The following is a 15,596-nucleotide window of genomic DNA, read 5'->3' on the forward strand; positions in this document are numbered from 1 at the left end:
GTGGGGATGGAATAACGCTTAGCGTACGCCTACGCGTGGCCCATCGCAAAGACCCAAATTCGATGAATTTTTTGGTACCACCGAGCGGTGGACATGACGCGGCGGGCGCCCGTTTTCATGACACCCGCCGTGAGGAGATGATGTGCGGCGTCCATCCGACGCCAGCCGTTGGACGTTAGCCGCTAGCGGTTAGCGGCTGGCGGTTAGCCGTCAGAGAAACGACTTCGCCTGATCGAGCACCTTGTCGCAGACCTGACGCGTGAGTTGCTCCTTGAGTCCGCCGCCGTTCAGATCGACGGTTTTGCCGTCTGGCGAGGACAGCAGCCCCTTGGCACCATCGAGATAGCCCGGGCTTGCCGCCGCCGAGCCCGACTGCGTGCCGAGCTTGCCGAGCAGCTTGTCCTTGACGTCCGTCGCCGAACTCAGATTGCCGCCGTTGAGGTAGTTGTTCTTGATACAGAACTGCAACACGCCGGTCGCGTTGCCGATGCTGCCCGACGTCATCGAGCTGGCCGAGCCGAGTCCGCCCAGACTGCCGGCCAGACCACCCGAATTAGTACCGCCGGAATTTCCGCCGCCGATGGCGTTCTTCAAAGCGTCGAGCTGCGCGTGCGCCAGCGTCGGCGCACCGAGTGCCAGCACCAGGGCCGTGCCCATGGCGCCCATCGTGCTCAGGACTGAAAGTCGTTTCGTGCGTCGCGACATACCAACCTCCGTAATGGCCTAATGGCTTTGACGTGGGAAAGTCCGGCCCACTATAGCAGGCCGGTCTTTCGCCGACGATCTCGCTCATCCTCGCTCATCGCGGGAGCTTGTCGCGCCGATCGGGCGCTTCGCTTACACCGACGCCGTAGCGGCCCCGGTCGCATCGGCAGATTCCGGTGCCAGCACGCTCGCATCGACGCCTGCGTTTTCCTTCAACTGAAAGACGAGATGCTGACCGCCGAGCAGTTCGATACGACGGTCGCGGGCAAACTCTGCCACGCCATCTTCGAATTCCCCGGTCGTAATCAGCATGCCGCGCGCGGCACCGATCTGCTGCATTTCCGCGAGCATGGCGCGCGCGGCGCCCAGCCCCAACTGGGGCGTATCGCGGCGGATATGCACCACCACATCGCCGCCGAAAATCGGATGAGGGTCCCACGCGCGGCAAGCCAGCATGCCATCTTCGGTAGGCAGCAGCGGCGGGCCTTCAAAGCCGTGAGAGCGCAGCAGATGGAACATCACCTGCGTGAAGTCCTTGTCCGTGAGCGTCATCAGATTGAAACGGCGATCGACGGCGACGTCTGCATCGGTGACCGCCTGCGTCATATCGACACCGGCCACCGGCGTGACGGCCTCCAACGCCTCGGGGCGTGCCGACACGCGCGCGCCGAGCGTCGCCAGATGCGTGGCCGCGTCGCCCTCGGTCAACACGAGCGCCGCGAAATCGGCGCGCGACACATGCGCACTTGCGAGGCAAAGCCGTTCGTCGCCAGCGTTGACATAGATATTGAAGACGATGGCATTGACATGCCGCAGCGGGTCCGCCGCGAACAACTCGTACAGCGAACGAAGCAGAATTTGCCGCAACGCGGTGGCGTACACCTGCGCACGCAGCGCGTCGCCGGCGGGGACGCCCTGAAGCGCCTTCTCGATGCTGTCGTAGCGATAGTCGAGTGCGATCGGCACGGCCGCGTCGAGCGTGGGCACGTCGTAGCCGATGGCGAGCAACTTAAGATTCTCGACGTAGTGCGCCGCGAGCGTCTGTTGAAACGCTTCGGGATACGGGCTGCGGCTCAGCACGATGCGCGCGTAACCGGTCACGGCGGCCGCCTCACCGCGCAACAGTGCGCCTTCAAAATCGGCGACGGCGGCATTGTGGAGCGACGCTTCGGCCCGCGCGGCCTCGGTGGCCTTTTGCTGCGCGATTTGCAGAATCATCGAGCCCTGCGTACGACGGATTTTCGAGCCTTCGTATTCACGCTCGGCGTGTATGAACTCGCTGCGAGCCTTCGACACCGCCTGTTCGTAACGTGCCGACGCCCCGGGCATGGCGAGCGAGAGCCGGCCGGGTTTCTCCGGCGCGAACGTTTCCCATTCGGGCTTGGCGAGAATCTTCGGCAGATGACGGGTGTCGAGGACAGGCGGCGTGTTGCGCGCGCGCAAGTCGGCGGGCGGGATGCGCAAGTCGCGCGCGAGTCCATCGGCCAACAGGCGCTCCAGACGTGCCACTTCGAATTTGGCGCGTGCGCCCTCGGCAGCGGCCTCGGCTTGGCGCAGGGCCAGATGCAGCCGCTCACGTGCCACCGCGTCGGCGGCGGGCGCGTCGTCGAAGGCGCGCTGGGCCTGATCGACGGCACGGACTTCCGCCAGACTTCGCATTTGCGACTGGGCGTGCTGCTGCTCGCGCGTATGCGCGGCGCGCCAGAAGTCTCGCGCCAGACGGTCGATGATGCTGTTGAATCCCCGAATCACTGCTGCCCCCGCATGCGTTATTGATTTTGTTTTAACTGGCGAACTACCCACACGAAACGATGGCGCCGGACGACCCGCGTCACTGCCTCTCACGGCCCGCGCCATGCAGGGGACGATTGTAGGACGATGGGCATCAATCTCGCAAAAAATCTTTCCATTCCTTGCGCCAGAACAATGTCATGAGCGCAACGCGCGCATGCGGATCGTCATCAAATCGCCACGCCGCTGCCTCAGGCTTGCGCCCGGAAGTTGCATTACCGCCCGATTTACCCGAACCTGCGTCATGACTGAATTCACCCCCGGCCACGCCACCCCGACCTCCCCTGCCTCGCTGCCGGTCACGCCTCGACTCTGTCTGCGCGCCGCATGGCTCAGCGCGTTCGGCTGCCTGTTGCTGGCGCTTGTTGCCATCCCATGGCTTGACCGTCCCATCGTCGAATTCGCGCATCTGCACACGCAGGGCACGCACTGGATGCAGCACATGGCCGAACTGCCCTCGCCGCTGTTCGTGGCCGGGTGGCCAGTGTTCATCGTGCTGGGAGCCACGCTGATGTGGCGCCGCGCGTTGCCCGACTGGCTCATCACGTTGTGGCTGGCGGGTGGCGCCGTCGGCGTAGCCAGTGTCCTCAAACAAGGGTTGAAGCTCCTGTTCGGCCGCACGTGGCCCGACACATGGACACACAACAACCCGTCGTATCTGCATGACGGCGTGTTCGAATTCCGGCTGTTCGGCGGCGACGGCGTGGCGTATGCCTCGTTCCCGTCCGGCCACCTGACGGTCATGCTCGCCTTCGCGACAGTCGTCGCGCTGCGTCACCGCGCGCTTCGCTGGCCGTGTGCGCTGGCGGTCGCGGCGACCGGCTTCGGGCAAATTGCGTCCGCCTACCACTGGACGAGCGATGCGCTCGCAGGTGCCGCACTCGGCATTTCCATGGGTACGGTTTTCGTCGCGTCGTGGGCGAAGTGGTCACCGGCGGTGCTGGGCAAGCGCTAACGTAAGCGTTGAGCGAATCGGCGAGATCACCGCATAATGCCGCCTTGATCTGCTGCACAGCAGAGGCCGGCACCGGGCCCGGCGGCACTGTGCGCGCGCCCGATTCATGACATTCGATCCCGTACTTCCTCTTATTGCCGGCGCGTGCGTGGCCGGCTTCGTTCAAGGCCTGTCGGGCTTCGCGTTCGGTCTGGTCGCGCTCTCCTTCTGGGCGTGGTCGCTCCCGCCCACGCTCGCGGGCCCGCTCGTCGCCTTCTGTTCGCTCATCGGACAGATTCTCGGGCTGCGTGCCGTGCGCCGATCCGTGCCGCTCGACCGACTCGCGCCGTTCGTCTTATGCGGCCTCGTTGGCGTGCCGGTCGGCGTGTGGATTCTTCGCTATCTCGACCCGGTGTGGTTTCGCGCGGGCATCGGGGCCATTCTCGTCGTGTACTGCACGATCCTGCTGCTCTCGGCCCACCTGCCCCGCATCACGCGAGGCGGGCGCGCGGCCGACGGTGTGGTCGGCTTCATCGGCGGATTGATGGGCGGCATCGGCGGCCTCGTGGGCGTCGTGCCCACGTTGTGGTGCACCTTGCGTGGCTGGGACAAGGACTTGCAGCGCGCCGTCATGCAGCTCTTCTTCATCGTGATGCACACGCTGACTATCATCATGTACACGGTGCACGGCGTAATCACCACGAAGACGCTCCACCTGTTCGCGATTGCCGTGCCCTCGATGATCCTGCCAACGCTCGCTGGCGCTTGGGCCTACAAATTCCTCTCGGATCACGCCTTCCGCCGCATGGTGCTCGCGCTGCTTGCCTGCTCGGGTGTGACGCTGCTGGTCGGCACCGTGCCCGAACTCCTCGCGCGCTAATCAAACGGGCATCAGGCTGCGGCGTTACGATGGCGGAATCGTCCCTCCTGCCGGGCTTGCCCCCGCCGCCGTCATGCCGTTCCTCGATCGCGCCGCTGCCGGCAACGCCCTCGCCGAAGTTCTCGCCTCGCACGCCGTGCTCTCGCGTTGCGCCCCGCCGCTCGTACTCGCCATCCCGCGTGGTGGTGTGCCCGTCGCCCTGCCTATTGCCAGACAGTTGAACGGCACGCTCGACGTGCTGCTCGCCCACAAGCTCGGCGCGCCGCATCAGAGCGAACTGGCCGTGGGCGCGGTCGACGAATTCGGCGGCATCTTTCTCGCCGACCATGCGTTGTCGCTTGGTGCCACCGGCGTCTATCTCACGCGGGAAACAGCCCGTCAGCGCGCGTTGTTGCAACAACGGCGTCAGGCCTACACACCCGGGCGCGGTGCACCGCGCGTCTCGGGGCAACCGGTGGTGGTGGTCGACGATGGCATCGCCACCGGTGCGACCATGACCGCCGCGTTGCGCGCCTTGCGACGGCTCGGTGCCGGGCCGCTCGTCGCCTGTGCGCCGGTCGGCGCGCACGACGCCGTGGCACGGCTTCAGCCATTGGCCGATGCCGTTATCTGCCTTGAGATGCCGCAACCGTTTTACGCGGTCAGCATCGCGTACAGCGATTTCTCACAGACCGACGACGCTACCGTCATCGCGTTGTTGCGCATGGCCGAAGCGGGGCCCTGAGCGCGCCGTCGCCAGGACGGCGGCCAAGCGCGGCCATAGCGGCGACCGGTGCGATTGCACTACACTTGAGCCTCGCGCGCTAATTCGACGGAGCCTGCTATGACGACGTCCTTGATTCTCAACGTGATCGGCCCGGACCGCCCGGGGCTGGTCAACGCCATCGCCGATCGCGCCACCGCCGCCGGCGCCAACTGGCTCGAAAGCCGACTCGCCAATCTGGCCGGACAATTCGCCGGCATCGTGCATCTTCAGGTCGCCGACGAGCGCGTCGCCACGCTCACGCAAGCCCTGCAAGCGCTTGAAACCCACGGGCTGCGCGTATCGGTTACCCATGCGCAAAGCGCCGCCGCCGATCCTGGCGCACGTCTGCTCCAGCTGGATCTCGTCGGTCAGGATCACCCCGGCATCGTCAAGGAAATCTCGCACGTGCTCTTTGCACGCGGCATCAGCATCGATGAACTCGACACTGAGTGCGTCGAAGGGTCGATGTCCGGCGGCACGCTGTTTCGTGCCACCGCGCGCCTTCGCGTGCCGGCCAACGTTTCGACCGACGCGCTGCGTCAGGTACTAGAGGGGCTCGCCAACGACCTGATGGTCGACGTTGAACTCGATTCGCCCCCCGGTGCCTGAGCGCGCGCCGATGAAGAGAGCCTTCCTGATCGTTCTCACCGCCGTTGCCATCCTTGCCGTGCTGTCGCTCGCCCCGTTGCCGTTCGAGCGCCAGACGCATGTGACCAACGTGATCACCCTGCGCCAGCCGCCGCAGGTCGTCTACAACTACGTGACCACCCCTGCCAACTGGCCCAAGTGGCATCCGGCATCGCTGGCGGTGGAGGGTGCGACGGATCATCCGCTCACGCTGGGCGAAGAAGTCGCGGAAGAATTCCGACTCGCCGGACGCCACGGCATCATTCACTGGAAAGTGGTCGAAGCGCAGCCGCCGCTGGAATGGCGCATTGAAGGCGAAGTCAACCGCCGTCCGTCAGGCGAGGTACGCTACAAGCTCACGCCCGACGGCACGGGCACGCGCTTCGAACGCGACTTTGTCTATCGCACGCCGAATCTGCTGTTCCTCGTGCTCGACCCGATCTTCATCGGCCCTCGCGTCCGGGCGGAATCGGCACAAGGCGCCTTGCAGTTGACGCAGGCGTTCGATGCGATGGCCCCTGCCGCGACCGAGACTGCCAAACCCGCCGAACCTGCCGAGCCTACTCGTTGAACGTGGCGGCCATCGTCTCGGCGGCGGCTTGAAGTTCTGGCAGATAGGTCATGAGCTTGTCCAGCGTCGAGTGCTCGGCGCTGGCTTGCACCGCGATCGCCGCACAGGCGCGGTTGCGGTCGAGCATGACCGGCACCGCGACGGCGATCATGCCCGGCACATGTTCCTCGTTATTCGTGCCCACACGGCGCTTGCGCGTCTCGGCCAGTTCGGCACGCAAATCCTCAAGATCGGTAATCGTGTTCTCCGCCCGGGGACGCAGCGGCAGATGCGCGATCAGCTTCTCGCGTCGCGTGCGGGGCAAAAACGCCAACAGCAGCTTGCCGCTCGCCGTGCAGTGCAATGGCACACGCGAGCCGGGCGAAAGCTTGAGCTGGCGCGACCATTCGGTCTCCACACGATCGAGATAGACCAGATCGTCGCCCGAGAGCATCGACAGGTTGCAGGTCTCGCCGAGCTTGTCGACCAGTTGCTGGAGAATGGCATGCCGAGCCGCAGCCGGGCCCGCATGCATCAGCGCATTGACCGCCAGCGCACGCACGCGCGACGACGGCTCGTAGTGCCGGCTGCCCGCCTCGCGGGTCACGAGCCAGGCGGCTTCCAGTTGCTTGAGAATGCGATGCACGGTCTGTTTGGGCAGACCAATGGCGGCGACGATCTCCGCCAGTGTCATGGGCGCGCCTGCGGCGCAGAGAATTTCAAGAATGCGGAATGCGCGGACGGCCGCGGCGTTCGACTGATTGCTCATGCCGGTTTTCGGATCTTTGTAAGTGTCGTTATCAATCGTGGCGGTCTCCTCCCGCACGACACCGGCCCCGCACACCTACCGCGTTACCCGCCGCCGTGCCGTCGCACCACGACGTCCCGTTTTCCGCATTCTAGTGCCAACCGGCAGGTGCTGACGATTGGAGATAAACCCGAAGGCTGGCTCCAAAACAACACCTGCTATCGATCCATGAATCGACCGGCAATCGATCAGGCCTTGCCCGACAGCACGCGCAGACGGTGAATCAGGCTCGACGTATCCCAACGGCGGCCGCCCAGTGCCTGCACATCGCCATAGAACTGATCGACCAATGCGGTAACCGGCAGCGACACGCCATTGCGCTGCGCTTCTGCCAGACACAGGCCGAGATCCTTGCGCATCCAGTCCACTGCGAAGCCGTAGTCGAACTTGCCGTCGATCATCGTCTGGCCACGATTGTCCATCTGCCAACTGGCTGCTGCGCCCTTGTTGATGACGTCGAGCACGACCTTCATATCGAGACCGGCTTGCTGACCGAAGTTGATCGCCTCGGACAACCCCTGCACCAGCCCGGCGATGCAGATCTGATTGACCATCTTGGCGAGTTGCCCTGCACCCGCTTCACCAATCCGGGTAACGGCGCGGCCATAGGCATGCAGCGTTTGCGCCACCTGATCGAAGGCATCGGCATCGCCGCCGCACATGATCGTGAGCACACCGTTTTTCGCACCGGCTTCGCCGCCGGAGACCGGTGCGTCGACAAAGTGCAGGCCCTTCTCGCGGGCGACGGCGTAGAGCTCGCGCGCCACGTCGGCCGACGCCGTCGTGTGATCCACGAACACCGCGCCCGGCTTCATGCCGGCAAACGCGCCATGCTCGCCGAGGACCACGCTGCGCAGATCGTCGTCGTTGCCCACGCAGGCAGCCACGATATCGGCGTCGCGCACGGCCTCGGCCGGCGTGGCCGCGTGCTTGCCGCCGTAGTCTTTCGCCCACTGCTCGGCTTTGGCGGCCGTGCGGTTATAGACAGTCACCGTGTGACCGGCGCGTTGAAGATGGCCGGCCATGGGATACCCCATGACGCCCAGTCCGAGAAATGCGATGCGGCTAGGGCTAGGGCTAGGGCTATTGCTGACGGGAGCATGCGTTTCGGGGGAAGTCACTTCGAAGGGCCTCGCAGGTAGTTTTACAGACTGAAATCCGGCGCTTGCATGATGCATGCATGCGCGTGCCGGATTCGTTCGAATATCAGGGGGCTTGCGAGCCGTCATTATAGGGACGCCCGGCCCGGGCGCGCCAGCGTGATCGCCCACCCGACGGGGCCTTGAGACGAATTCGCCCCACTTTGGTGCGCACCGGCAGCCGATTGAATCGGGCGTTGAAGCACCGTTGTCTCACGTAGTTGAAAAATTCTGTTTCCGTGACTGGCGTTGTTGCCGCGTTCCGATACAATGCGCGGCATGGCTGATTTTGATACCAGTTGGTCAATCCGCGTTTACTACGAGGACACTGACGCCGGCGGCGTCGTGTTCTACGCCAACTACCTTAAATTCTTTGAACGGGCCCGCACCGAGTGGCTCCGTTCGCTCGGCATCGAACAACTCCAATTGGCCCGCGATACCGGCATGATCTTCATCGTGCGCGCGACAGCGCTCGACTACCTGAGCCCCGCCCGACTCGACGATCTTGTGGTCGTCAGAAGCCGGATCGAGCACCTCGGTGGCGCGACTGTCGAGTTTCTGCAAGAAGCCTGGCGCGATGCGCCCGACGGCAGCAGCGAACTGTTGGCGCGCGGCAGCATCAAAATCGGCTGTGTGTCTGCCGACACGTTGCGCCCGGGCAGAATCCCGGCAAACGTGCGGCTCGCCATGCAATCGGCCATTGTTGCCAACAAGTCCGTCAGTATTGCTGCACACGCCGGGAGCGGCGCGGCAGCCGCCTGATCCCAGGGACAAGAATTCCGGTCAGTCAATAACCACACCATGCCCGATCAAGACCTTTCCATTATTACGCTGGTCCTGCATGCCAGCGTGCTCGCACAGGCCGTGATGGCCCTGCTGTTGCTGCTGTCGTTGATGTCGTGGACGCACATCTTCCGCAAGATCTTCGCGATTCGCCGCGCCCGTGCCCAGACTGAGCGTTTCGAACGTGACTTCTGGTCGGGCGGCGATCTTCAGGCGCTCTACCAGAGCGCGCTCAACAACCGTCATCAGACGGGTGCCCTGGAGCGAATCTTCGAATCGGGCATGCGCGAATACATGAAGGCGAGCGAAAAAGGCCTGAACGATCCGCACGCCATTCTCGACGGTGCACGCCGTGCCATGCGCGCTTCCTTTCAACGTGAAATGGACTCGCTTGAGGCCAATCTGCCGTTCCTCGCGTCGGTCGGTTCGGTGAGCCCGTACATTGGTTTGTTCGGTACGGTGTGGGGTATCATGAACGCTTTCCGCGGCCTGTCGAACGTGCAACAAGCCACGCTCGCCAATGTGGCGCCGGGCATCGCGGAAGCGCTGGTGGCGACCGCCATCGGCCTGTTCGCCGCGATCCCTGCCGTGGTTGCCTACAACCGCTTCGCCACCGACATCGACCGGCTGGCGATTCGCTTCGAAAGCTTCATCGAAGAGTTCTCCAACATCCTGCAACGGCAGATTCACTAAGCATTCCGGGAGCGCCGAGACATGGCAGGTTCAATGCGCAACGCTCGCCGCGGCCGTCGCGCCATGGCAGACATCAACGTCGTACCGTACATCGACGTGATGCTGGTGCTGCTCGTCATCTTCATGGTGGCCGCCCCGCTGGTGGCCCCGTCGATTGTCAATTTGCCCAGCGTCGCCAACGCAAGTCCGCAGCAACAAACGCCGCCGGTCGTCGTCAATATCGAGGCCGACAACCGCGTGCTGATTCGCTATAAAGATGGTCAGAACACCATCGAACAGCGCATGAGCGCGGGCGATCTGACTGGGTTCCTGCAAGGCCGTCAGGCGGCCAACCCGGATCAACCGGTCGTCATCGCCGCCGACAAGTCGGTGCGCTATGAAATCGTCATGAACGTGATGTCCGATCTGAAGGCCCAGGGTGTCAAGCGCGTGGGCCTGCTCGTCAAGCAAAAATGAGCAGCTCCGTAGCCCGTTCCGACCGCCCCATTGGCCCGCGCAAAGATGAGCGCGGCACAGGGCGGGCATTCCTCCTCGCGCTGTTCATGCACGCGCTGCTGTTTGCGCTGCTCTTCTATGGCATGCGCTGGCAGAACAGCTCGCCCGCAGGTTCCGAAGCCGAATTGTGGACGCCGACCGAAGTCGCCGAGCCGACGCCGCCGGTGGTGACACCGCCGCCGACGCCTGCGCCGCCCGCCATCGCGGCCCCGACGCCGCCGGCCGAAGACGCCGACATCGCCCTCCAGCAGAAGAAGCGCAAGCAAGAGCAGCAAGCCGCCGAACAGGCGCGCCTGCTCGAAGCGCAGCAGGAAAAGGCGCGTCAGGAAGCCCTCAAGCAAAAGCAGTTGGCCGATCAGCAGGCCGCCGCCGACCTCGCTCGCAAGAAGGCCGCCGCCGATGAAGCGGCGCGCCAGCAAAAACTTGCCGACCAGAAGAAGGCCGACGACCTGAAGCGTCAGAAGGAAGACGAGGCCAAGAAGGCAGAACAACAGAAGCAGCAACAACTCGCCGACGCGCAGAAGAAAGCGGACGCCGAGAAGAAGGCTGCTGAGGAAAAAGCCGAGAAAGCGAAGGCGGCCCAGCAGGCCGCCGCGCAGAAGGCAGCAGACGCCGCACGTGAGCAACGCCTTTCGTCGCTGCGCGGAATGGCCGGTGGCACGCCGGGTGCGACGGGCAATGGCCTGGGTTCGCAAGCGGGCGGCACGGGTTCGGGCGCGGGTGGCACGGCCTCTGCCGGTTATGCTGATCGCGTGCGCGCCAAGGTCAAACCGAATATCGCTTATGGCGGCGACACCGATGGCAACCCCACGGCCGTCGTCGCGGTACGTCTTGCTCCGGATGGCAGCGTACTTTCAATGCAGTTGGTGAAGTCGAGCGGCAACCCTGCCTGGGATGCTGCGGTTCAGGCCGCCATCAGCAAGTCCGACCCCTTGCCGCGCGACACTAACGGCAAAGCCCCCCCGAGCGTCAACCTTCGCTTTAGTCCGAAAGGATGAGTATGTTGCCCAACGGGAACGAAAACCGAGCGTTGCAGGTCCATTTCCATCTGAGTATGGTAAAAATGGCGCTTGCACCGCGCAACTGACCAATCGAACGCATGCGAATTTCCAGTAAATATGCATGGCGTGCGGTGGTGGCCACCTGGCTCACCGCGGCTTGCACGATCGCCCATGCGCAGACACCGCTGACTGTCGACATCACTGGCGTGGGTACCAACCGGTACCCGATTGCCGTGTCGAATTTCAAGGGCACCGCGCCGACGGACATCGTTGCCGTCGTCAAGTCCGACCTGAGCAATAGTGGCCGCTTCAATCAGATCGATACGGGCGGTGCAACGGTTGGCGTGGACGACTCGGTCGATCTCGGCACGTGGAAAGCCAAGGGCGCCAACGCGTTCGTCTCGGGCACCATCGCCCCCGCCGGCAACGGCAACTTCCAGGTGAGCTTCCGTCTTTACGACGCCGTGAGCGGCCAGCCTCTGGGCGGCCTTGCACTCACCTCGTCGGCGGCCAACCTGCGCCTGACCGCGCACAAGATCGCCGACTATATCTATCAAAAGCTGCTCGGCGATCGCGGCGTGTTCGCAACGCGTCTGTCGTACGTGCTGCATACCGGCTCGACCTACCAGCTCCAGATTTCGGACTCCGATGGCCAGGATGCGCGCGTCGCGTTGAACAGCCGCGAACCGATCATCTCGCCGGCGTGGTCGCCGGACGGCACCAAGGTGGCGTACGTCTCGTTCGAGAAACGCAAACCGGTGGTGTACATCCACGATCTGCCGACGGGCCGTCGCGCTGTGCTGGCCAATGAGAAGGGCAACAATTCGGCACCGTCATGGGCGCCGGACGGCAGCCGTCTGGCCGTGGCCCTTTCGCGCGATGGCAACACGCAGATTTATCAGGTCAACGCCAATGGCGGCGGCCTCAAACGTCTGTCGCGCAGCGGCGCGATCGACACCGAACCGCAGTATTCTCCCGACGGTAAATGGATCTACTTCACGAGCGATCGTGGCGGTGGTCCGCAAATCTACAAGATGCCGGCCGGGGGCGAAGGTGATGGCGCTGCACAGCGCGTGACCTTCAAGGGGAGTTACAACGTCAGCCCGCGAGTGAGCCCTGATGGGAAGTTGCTCGCGTTCATCGCTCGCCAAGGCGGCGGGTTCAAGCTGTGCGTGCAGGACATGAGTACTGGCGATGTTACGGCTCTGACCGACACCAGCCACGACGAGTCACCGAGCTTTGCCGCGAACGGCAAGTACATTCTTTATGCAACGCAATCCGGGGGCCGTAAGGTTCTCGCGGCAGTATCGGTGGACGGGCAAACCCGGCAGATTCTTCAGGTTCGGGGAGGGGAAGTTCGCGAACCCTCCTGGGGCCCTTTCATGCAATAACATCAACAGCAACATCAATGGAGGCTCATATGAGTTCCCTGCTTCGTAATATCCTCGCCATCTCTTCGCTGGCCGCTCTGGCAGCTTGCTCGTCGGGCGTGAAGCTCGACGACCAGGCTAACGCCAACAAGGGTCAGACCACCACGGACGCCCGCGCTGTCGCCCCCGTCGACGCATCGGCTGACGAACTGAACAACCCGAACGGCCCGCTCGCCAAGCGCAGCGTGTACTTCGGCTTCGACGCGTACTCGGTCGATGCACAGTACACCCCGCTGCTCCAGGCACACGCTGCCTTCCTGAGCAAGTATTCGCAACGTCACGTGCTGGTTCAGGGCAACACCGACCCGCGCGGCACGAGCGAGTACAACCTGGCCCTGGGCCAGAAGCGTGCTGAAGCTGTCGTGAAGGCCATGTCGGCACTGGGCGCCAACACCAACCAGATGGAAGCCGTTTCGCTGGGTAAGGAAAAAGCTACCGGTACTGACGAAGCTAGCTGGGCGCAAGATCGTCGCGCCGATCTGGCTTATTGATTGAATCGCCATGACGTCTCGTTTGCTTAAAAACCTGATCTGTGCAGCGACGCTCGGCACGACGTTGCTGAGCCCGCTCGCACATGCCGGATTGTTCGACGACGACGAGGCGCGCAAAGCGATCCTCGATATCCGCAGCCGTCTGGATTCAGACAAGCAGCGGATCGAGGGGCTCACGCGCAACGTGCTGGATTTGAACAACCAGATCCAGCAGTTGCAGCGTGATCTGGCCGACCAGCGCGGTCAGAACGAAGATCTGAAAAACCAGCTTGCGAACCTGCAACAGAGTCAGAAGGACTTCTACAACGACCTCGACGGTCGTCTGAAGAAATTCGAACCGCAGCAGATGACCGTCGGCGGCGTGACAGGCACCGTCCAACCGGGCGAGAAAGATGTCTTTGACGCCGCGCTGACGAAATTCCGCAACGGTGACTACAAGGGTGCGCAAGTGGCATTCCGGACCTTCGCTGCCAAGTATCCCGACAGCCCGTATCAGCCCGAAGCACAGTTCTGGCTTGGCAATGCGCAGTATGCCAACAAGGATCTGAAGGGCTCGACTGCGACGCTGCAAGGGGTCGTGGCGAAGTATCCGACGAGTCCGAAGGCGGCCGAATCGATGCTGGCAATCGCCAGCAATCAGGCCGAATCCGGGCAGACGGCAGCAGCTAAGAAAACGTTGCAGGATCTGGTGGCCAAGTACCCGGACACCGAATCGGCAGCGGAGGCCAAGAAGCGTGCGGCCAAGCTGAAGTAAGACGCCCCTCGGGAGGTTGTGCGAACCTGCTTCCCGTGTCAGGTCACTCGTCAAAACGTATGACGCCGCCTCAGGGCGGCGTTGTCGTTTCAAGGCGCGACACACGAGCTCAAGTAGAATACGGACTTTCCAAGCGTACGAGGCGCGGCGTCTCAGGGGATGCGCACAGGCCAACGGCCTGCGCGACATGACGACCGCACCCGCGACGTGCAATCACCGAGTGTGAAATGCGCGTCAGATAACAACAATAGCCGGCTGCGCCCCGCGGCTCGCGACCATGCATTGAACGGCCGGGCACGGCCGGTCTCGCCTCATGACAGACGTCGATCTCACTGCCCTATCCCACACCGTTGTGTGGCTCACTTTCGGCCTGGCCTTCGTGTTCGGCGCCGTCTTGCAACGCACCCACTTCTGCACGATGGGCGCCCTTTCCGACATCGTGAACATCGGTGACTGGAACCGCATGCGCATGTGGTGGCTGGCCATCGGCGTGGCCACCATCGGCACGGGTGTGCTGGCCTCACTGGGCATCATCGATCCGATCAAGGCGATCTACACGACGCCGCGCTTCACGTGGCTCTCGTATCTCGTCGGCGGCTGGTTGTTCGGCTTCGGCATGGTGTTGGCGTCCGGCTGCGGCAGCAAGACGCTCGTGCGCATCGGCGGCGGCAATCTGAAGTCGCTGCTCGTATTCGTGATGATCGGCCTGTCGGCGTACATGACACTCAAAGGCTTGTTTGCGATCTGGCGCGTTGCGGCACTCGACAGCGTGCAGACGACGTTTGCCACGTCGCAGGATTTGCCGACCTTGCTGGGCGGTGTATTCGGCGGCGACCTGCATCGTGCGCAACTGGTACTGGGCGTGGTGATTGGCGGCGCGTTCATCATTGCCGCGCTCGCGCGCCGCGAGTTCTGGACGTTCGACAACTTGCTGGGCGGCCTCGTCGTGGGCGCGATCATCGTGGCGCTGTGGTACGTCTCGGGCAAGATCGGTTACGTCGCGGAGAATCCGAACACGCTGGAAGAGAGTTTCGTCGCCACCAACTCCGGCAAGATGGAAGCGCTGTCGTTCGTCTCGCCGTTGGCCTACACGCTGTACTGGCTGATGATGTGGAGCGACACGAGCAACGTGATCACGTTGGGCATCGCGAGTGTGCTGGGCGTGATCGTCGGTTCGTTCGCCTATGCGCTGGTATCGCGCACGTTCCGCTGGGAAGGTTTTCACGGCACCGAGGACACCGCCAATCACATGGTAGGCGGTGTGTTGATGGGCTTCGGCGGGGTGACGGCGCTGGGTTGCACGGTGGGCCAAGGGTTGTCGGGCGTGTCGACGCTGGCGTTGGGCTCGTTCGTGGCGATCGTGGCGATTCTCGTGGGCGGCGTCTGCGCGTTCAAATACCAAATGTGGCGTATTGAGCGCAGCGTTTGAGGAAATTCCGCACAGTATGCGAGAAATCGTGGGCGAACTGACATATTCGCGCCACACAAGTATTGACACTATAGCGAAGTCATCGCTATAATCTTTTTCTTCGTTGGGTCGTTAGCTCAGTTGGTAGAGCAGCGGACTTTTAATCCGTTGGTCGCAGGTTCGAGTCCCGCACGGCCTACCAAACGAATTCGAAGGGCTGCACATCGTGCAGCCCTTTTTCTTTTCTCCGCGCCGCAACATCCCCTCCCGTTTTCTCTGCAAGCCTCTCCCCTAAAGTTTCCATCGCATATGCCGAAGTAATGTTCTGGCTCCGGACGACGTGCTCACGCATCTCAGGCTGT

Annotated in this window: 17 protein-coding genes and 1 tRNA gene; 14 read left to right on the forward strand and 4 right to left on the reverse strand. The window is 63.3% G+C overall.

What is annotated here, in order from left to right; genetic code table 11:
• Window positions 1-210: 210 nt before the first annotated feature.
• Both AT302_RS17425 and AT302_RS17430 read right to left on the reverse strand, forming a co-directional pair.
• A complete protein-coding gene (locus tag AT302_RS17425) occupies window positions 211-666 on the reverse strand; it encodes a DUF2501 domain-containing protein (protein ID WP_058379513.1) in 456 nt (151 codons plus the stop codon).
• Between the two features lie 171 nt (window positions 667-837).
• Entirely contained in the window at window positions 838-2,457 is a 1,620-nt protein-coding gene (locus tag AT302_RS17430; RefSeq protein ID WP_058379514.1) for a restriction endonuclease, read from the reverse strand.
• A gap of 283 nt (window positions 2,458-2,740) precedes the next feature.
• On the opposite strand from AT302_RS17430, the gene AT302_RS17435 reads away from it, so the two are divergent.
• From AT302_RS17435 to AT302_RS17455, 5 genes are all read left to right on the forward strand, one after another.
• Window positions 2,741-3,451: a phosphatase PAP2 family protein gene (locus AT302_RS17435; protein ID WP_058379515.1), complete on the forward strand. Its 711-nt coding sequence runs from the start codon at window positions 2,741-2,743 to the stop codon at window positions 3,449-3,451.
• Window positions 3,452-3,557: 106 nt separating this feature from the next.
• Window positions 3,558-4,310, forward strand: coding sequence for a sulfite exporter TauE/SafE family protein (locus AT302_RS17440; protein WP_058379516.1), 753 nt, complete (start codon window positions 3,558-3,560; stop codon window positions 4,308-4,310).
• Between the two features lie 73 nt (window positions 4,311-4,383).
• Window positions 4,384-5,034 carry a phosphoribosyltransferase gene (locus AT302_RS17445; protein WP_064675102.1) on the forward strand — a complete coding sequence of 217 codons (651 nt, stop codon included), beginning with the start codon at window positions 4,384-4,386 and terminating at the stop codon, window positions 5,032-5,034.
• 99 nt (window positions 5,035-5,133) lie between these two features.
• Window positions 5,134-5,664 (forward strand): glycine cleavage system protein R, encoded by a 531-nt coding sequence (locus AT302_RS17450; RefSeq protein WP_058379517.1) that lies wholly within the window; start codon window positions 5,134-5,136, stop codon window positions 5,662-5,664.
• Between the two features lie 10 nt (window positions 5,665-5,674).
• On the forward strand, window positions 5,675-6,253 hold the full coding sequence (locus tag AT302_RS17455) for an SRPBCC family protein (protein WP_058379518.1): 579 nt from the start codon (window positions 5,675-5,677) through the stop codon (window positions 6,251-6,253).
• Here the strand turns inward: AT302_RS17455 and AT302_RS17460 are convergent.
• Both AT302_RS17460 and AT302_RS17465 read right to left on the reverse strand, forming a co-directional pair.
• Entirely contained in the window at window positions 6,243-7,001 is a 759-nt protein-coding gene (locus AT302_RS17460) for an IclR family transcriptional regulator (protein ID WP_058379519.1), read from the reverse strand. The two genes, AT302_RS17455 and AT302_RS17460, sit on opposite strands and share 11 nt — an antisense overlap.
• Window positions 7,002-7,228: 227 nt before the next feature.
• Window positions 7,229-8,077 (reverse strand): NAD(P)-dependent oxidoreductase, encoded by an 849-nt coding sequence (locus tag AT302_RS17465; RefSeq protein WP_237171950.1) that lies wholly within the window; start codon window positions 8,075-8,077, stop codon window positions 7,229-7,231.
• A 372-nt stretch (window positions 8,078-8,449) separates the two neighbouring features.
• Between AT302_RS17465 and ybgC the strand changes: the two genes are divergently transcribed.
• From ybgC to AT302_RS17510, 9 genes are all read left to right on the forward strand, one after another.
• Window positions 8,450-8,941: a tol-pal system-associated acyl-CoA thioesterase gene (ybgC, locus tag AT302_RS17470; RefSeq protein WP_058379521.1), complete on the forward strand. Its 492-nt coding sequence runs from the start codon at window positions 8,450-8,452 to the stop codon at window positions 8,939-8,941.
• A 39-nt stretch (window positions 8,942-8,980) separates the two neighbouring features.
• A complete protein-coding gene (gene tolQ, locus AT302_RS17475) occupies window positions 8,981-9,655 on the forward strand; it encodes a protein TolQ (RefSeq protein ID WP_058379522.1) in 675 nt (224 codons plus the stop codon).
• Window positions 9,656-9,676: 21 nt separating this feature from the next.
• Window positions 9,677-10,111 carry a protein TolR gene (gene tolR / locus AT302_RS17480; protein ID WP_058379523.1) on the forward strand — a complete coding sequence of 145 codons (435 nt, stop codon included), beginning with the start codon at window positions 9,677-9,679 and terminating at the stop codon, window positions 10,109-10,111.
• The gene (tolA, locus tag AT302_RS17485) at window positions 10,108-11,148 is read left to right on the forward strand and encodes a cell envelope integrity protein TolA (RefSeq protein WP_058379524.1); all 1,041 of its coding nucleotides are present in this window, start codon (window positions 10,108-10,110) and stop codon (window positions 11,146-11,148) included. Before tolR ends, tolA begins: the two co-directional genes overlap by 4 nt.
• Before the next feature lie 101 nt (window positions 11,149-11,249).
• On the forward strand, window positions 11,250-12,542 hold the full coding sequence (tolB, locus tag AT302_RS17490) for a Tol-Pal system beta propeller repeat protein TolB (protein WP_058379525.1): 1,293 nt from the start codon (window positions 11,250-11,252) through the stop codon (window positions 12,540-12,542).
• A gap of 29 nt (window positions 12,543-12,571) precedes the next feature.
• Window positions 12,572-13,072 (forward strand): OmpA family protein, encoded by a 501-nt coding sequence (locus AT302_RS17495; RefSeq protein WP_058379526.1) that lies wholly within the window; start codon window positions 12,572-12,574, stop codon window positions 13,070-13,072.
• Between the two features lie 10 nt (window positions 13,073-13,082).
• Window positions 13,083-13,826 carry a tol-pal system protein YbgF gene (gene ybgF, locus AT302_RS17500; protein ID WP_058379527.1) on the forward strand — a complete coding sequence of 248 codons (744 nt, stop codon included), beginning with the start codon at window positions 13,083-13,085 and terminating at the stop codon, window positions 13,824-13,826.
• Between the two features lie 313 nt (window positions 13,827-14,139).
• Window positions 14,140-15,255 (forward strand): YeeE/YedE family protein, encoded by a 1,116-nt coding sequence (locus tag AT302_RS17505; protein ID WP_058379528.1) that lies wholly within the window; start codon window positions 14,140-14,142, stop codon window positions 15,253-15,255.
• 105 nt (window positions 15,256-15,360) lie between these two features.
• A tRNA-Lys gene (locus tag AT302_RS17510) sits at window positions 15,361-15,436 on the forward strand.
• The last annotated feature ends 160 nt before the right edge of the window (window positions 15,437-15,596 follow it).

The sequence above is a fragment of the Pandoraea norimbergensis genome (assembly GCF_001465545.3).
GTDB classification, from domain to species: Bacteria; Pseudomonadota; Gammaproteobacteria; order Burkholderiales; family Burkholderiaceae; genus Pandoraea; species Pandoraea norimbergensis.

What these genes read in the sequence shown, in the direction of transcription:
- AT302_RS17505 (WP_058379528.1), top strand. Translation starts at nt 14,140, where the DNA reads ATGACAGACGTCGATCTCACTGCCCTATCCCACACCGTTGTGTGGCTC.
- AT302_RS17450 (WP_058379517.1), top strand. Translation starts at nt 5,134, where the DNA reads ATGACGACGTCCTTGATTCTCAACGTGATCGGCCCGGACCGCCCGGGG.
- AT302_RS17445 (WP_064675102.1), top strand. Translation starts at nt 4,384, where the DNA reads ATGCCGTTCCTCGATCGCGCCGCTGCCGGCAACGCCCTCGCCGAAGTT.
- tolR (WP_058379523.1), top strand. Translation starts at nt 9,677, where the DNA reads ATGGCAGGTTCAATGCGCAACGCTCGCCGCGGCCGTCGCGCCATGGCA.
- tolQ (WP_058379522.1), top strand. Translation starts at nt 8,981, where the DNA reads ATGCCCGATCAAGACCTTTCCATTATTACGCTGGTCCTGCATGCCAGC.
- ybgF (WP_058379527.1), top strand. Translation starts at nt 13,083, where the DNA reads ATGACGTCTCGTTTGCTTAAAAACCTGATCTGTGCAGCGACGCTCGGC.
- AT302_RS17495 (WP_058379526.1), top strand. Translation starts at nt 12,572, where the DNA reads ATGAGTTCCCTGCTTCGTAATATCCTCGCCATCTCTTCGCTGGCCGCT.
- AT302_RS17455 (WP_058379518.1), top strand. Translation starts at nt 5,675, where the DNA reads ATGAAGAGAGCCTTCCTGATCGTTCTCACCGCCGTTGCCATCCTTGCC.
- ybgC (WP_058379521.1), top strand. Translation starts at nt 8,450, where the DNA reads ATGCGCGGCATGGCTGATTTTGATACCAGTTGGTCAATCCGCGTTTAC.
- tolA (WP_058379524.1), top strand. Translation starts at nt 10,108, where the DNA reads ATGAGCAGCTCCGTAGCCCGTTCCGACCGCCCCATTGGCCCGCGCAAA.
- AT302_RS17460 (WP_058379519.1), bottom strand. Translation starts at nt 7,001, where the DNA reads ATGAGCAATCAGTCGAACGCCGCGGCCGTCCGCGCATTCCGCATTCTT.
- AT302_RS17425 (WP_058379513.1), bottom strand. Translation starts at nt 666, where the DNA reads ATGGGCGCCATGGGCACGGCCCTGGTGCTGGCACTCGGTGCGCCGACG.
- AT302_RS17435 (WP_058379515.1), top strand. Translation starts at nt 2,741, where the DNA reads ATGACTGAATTCACCCCCGGCCACGCCACCCCGACCTCCCCTGCCTCG.
- tolB (WP_058379525.1), top strand. Translation starts at nt 11,250, where the DNA reads ATGCGAATTTCCAGTAAATATGCATGGCGTGCGGTGGTGGCCACCTGG.
- AT302_RS17465 (WP_237171950.1), bottom strand. Translation starts at nt 8,077, where the DNA reads ATGGGGTATCCCATGGCCGGCCATCTTCAACGCGCCGGTCACACGGTG.
- AT302_RS17440 (WP_058379516.1), top strand. Translation starts at nt 3,558, where the DNA reads ATGACATTCGATCCCGTACTTCCTCTTATTGCCGGCGCGTGCGTGGCC.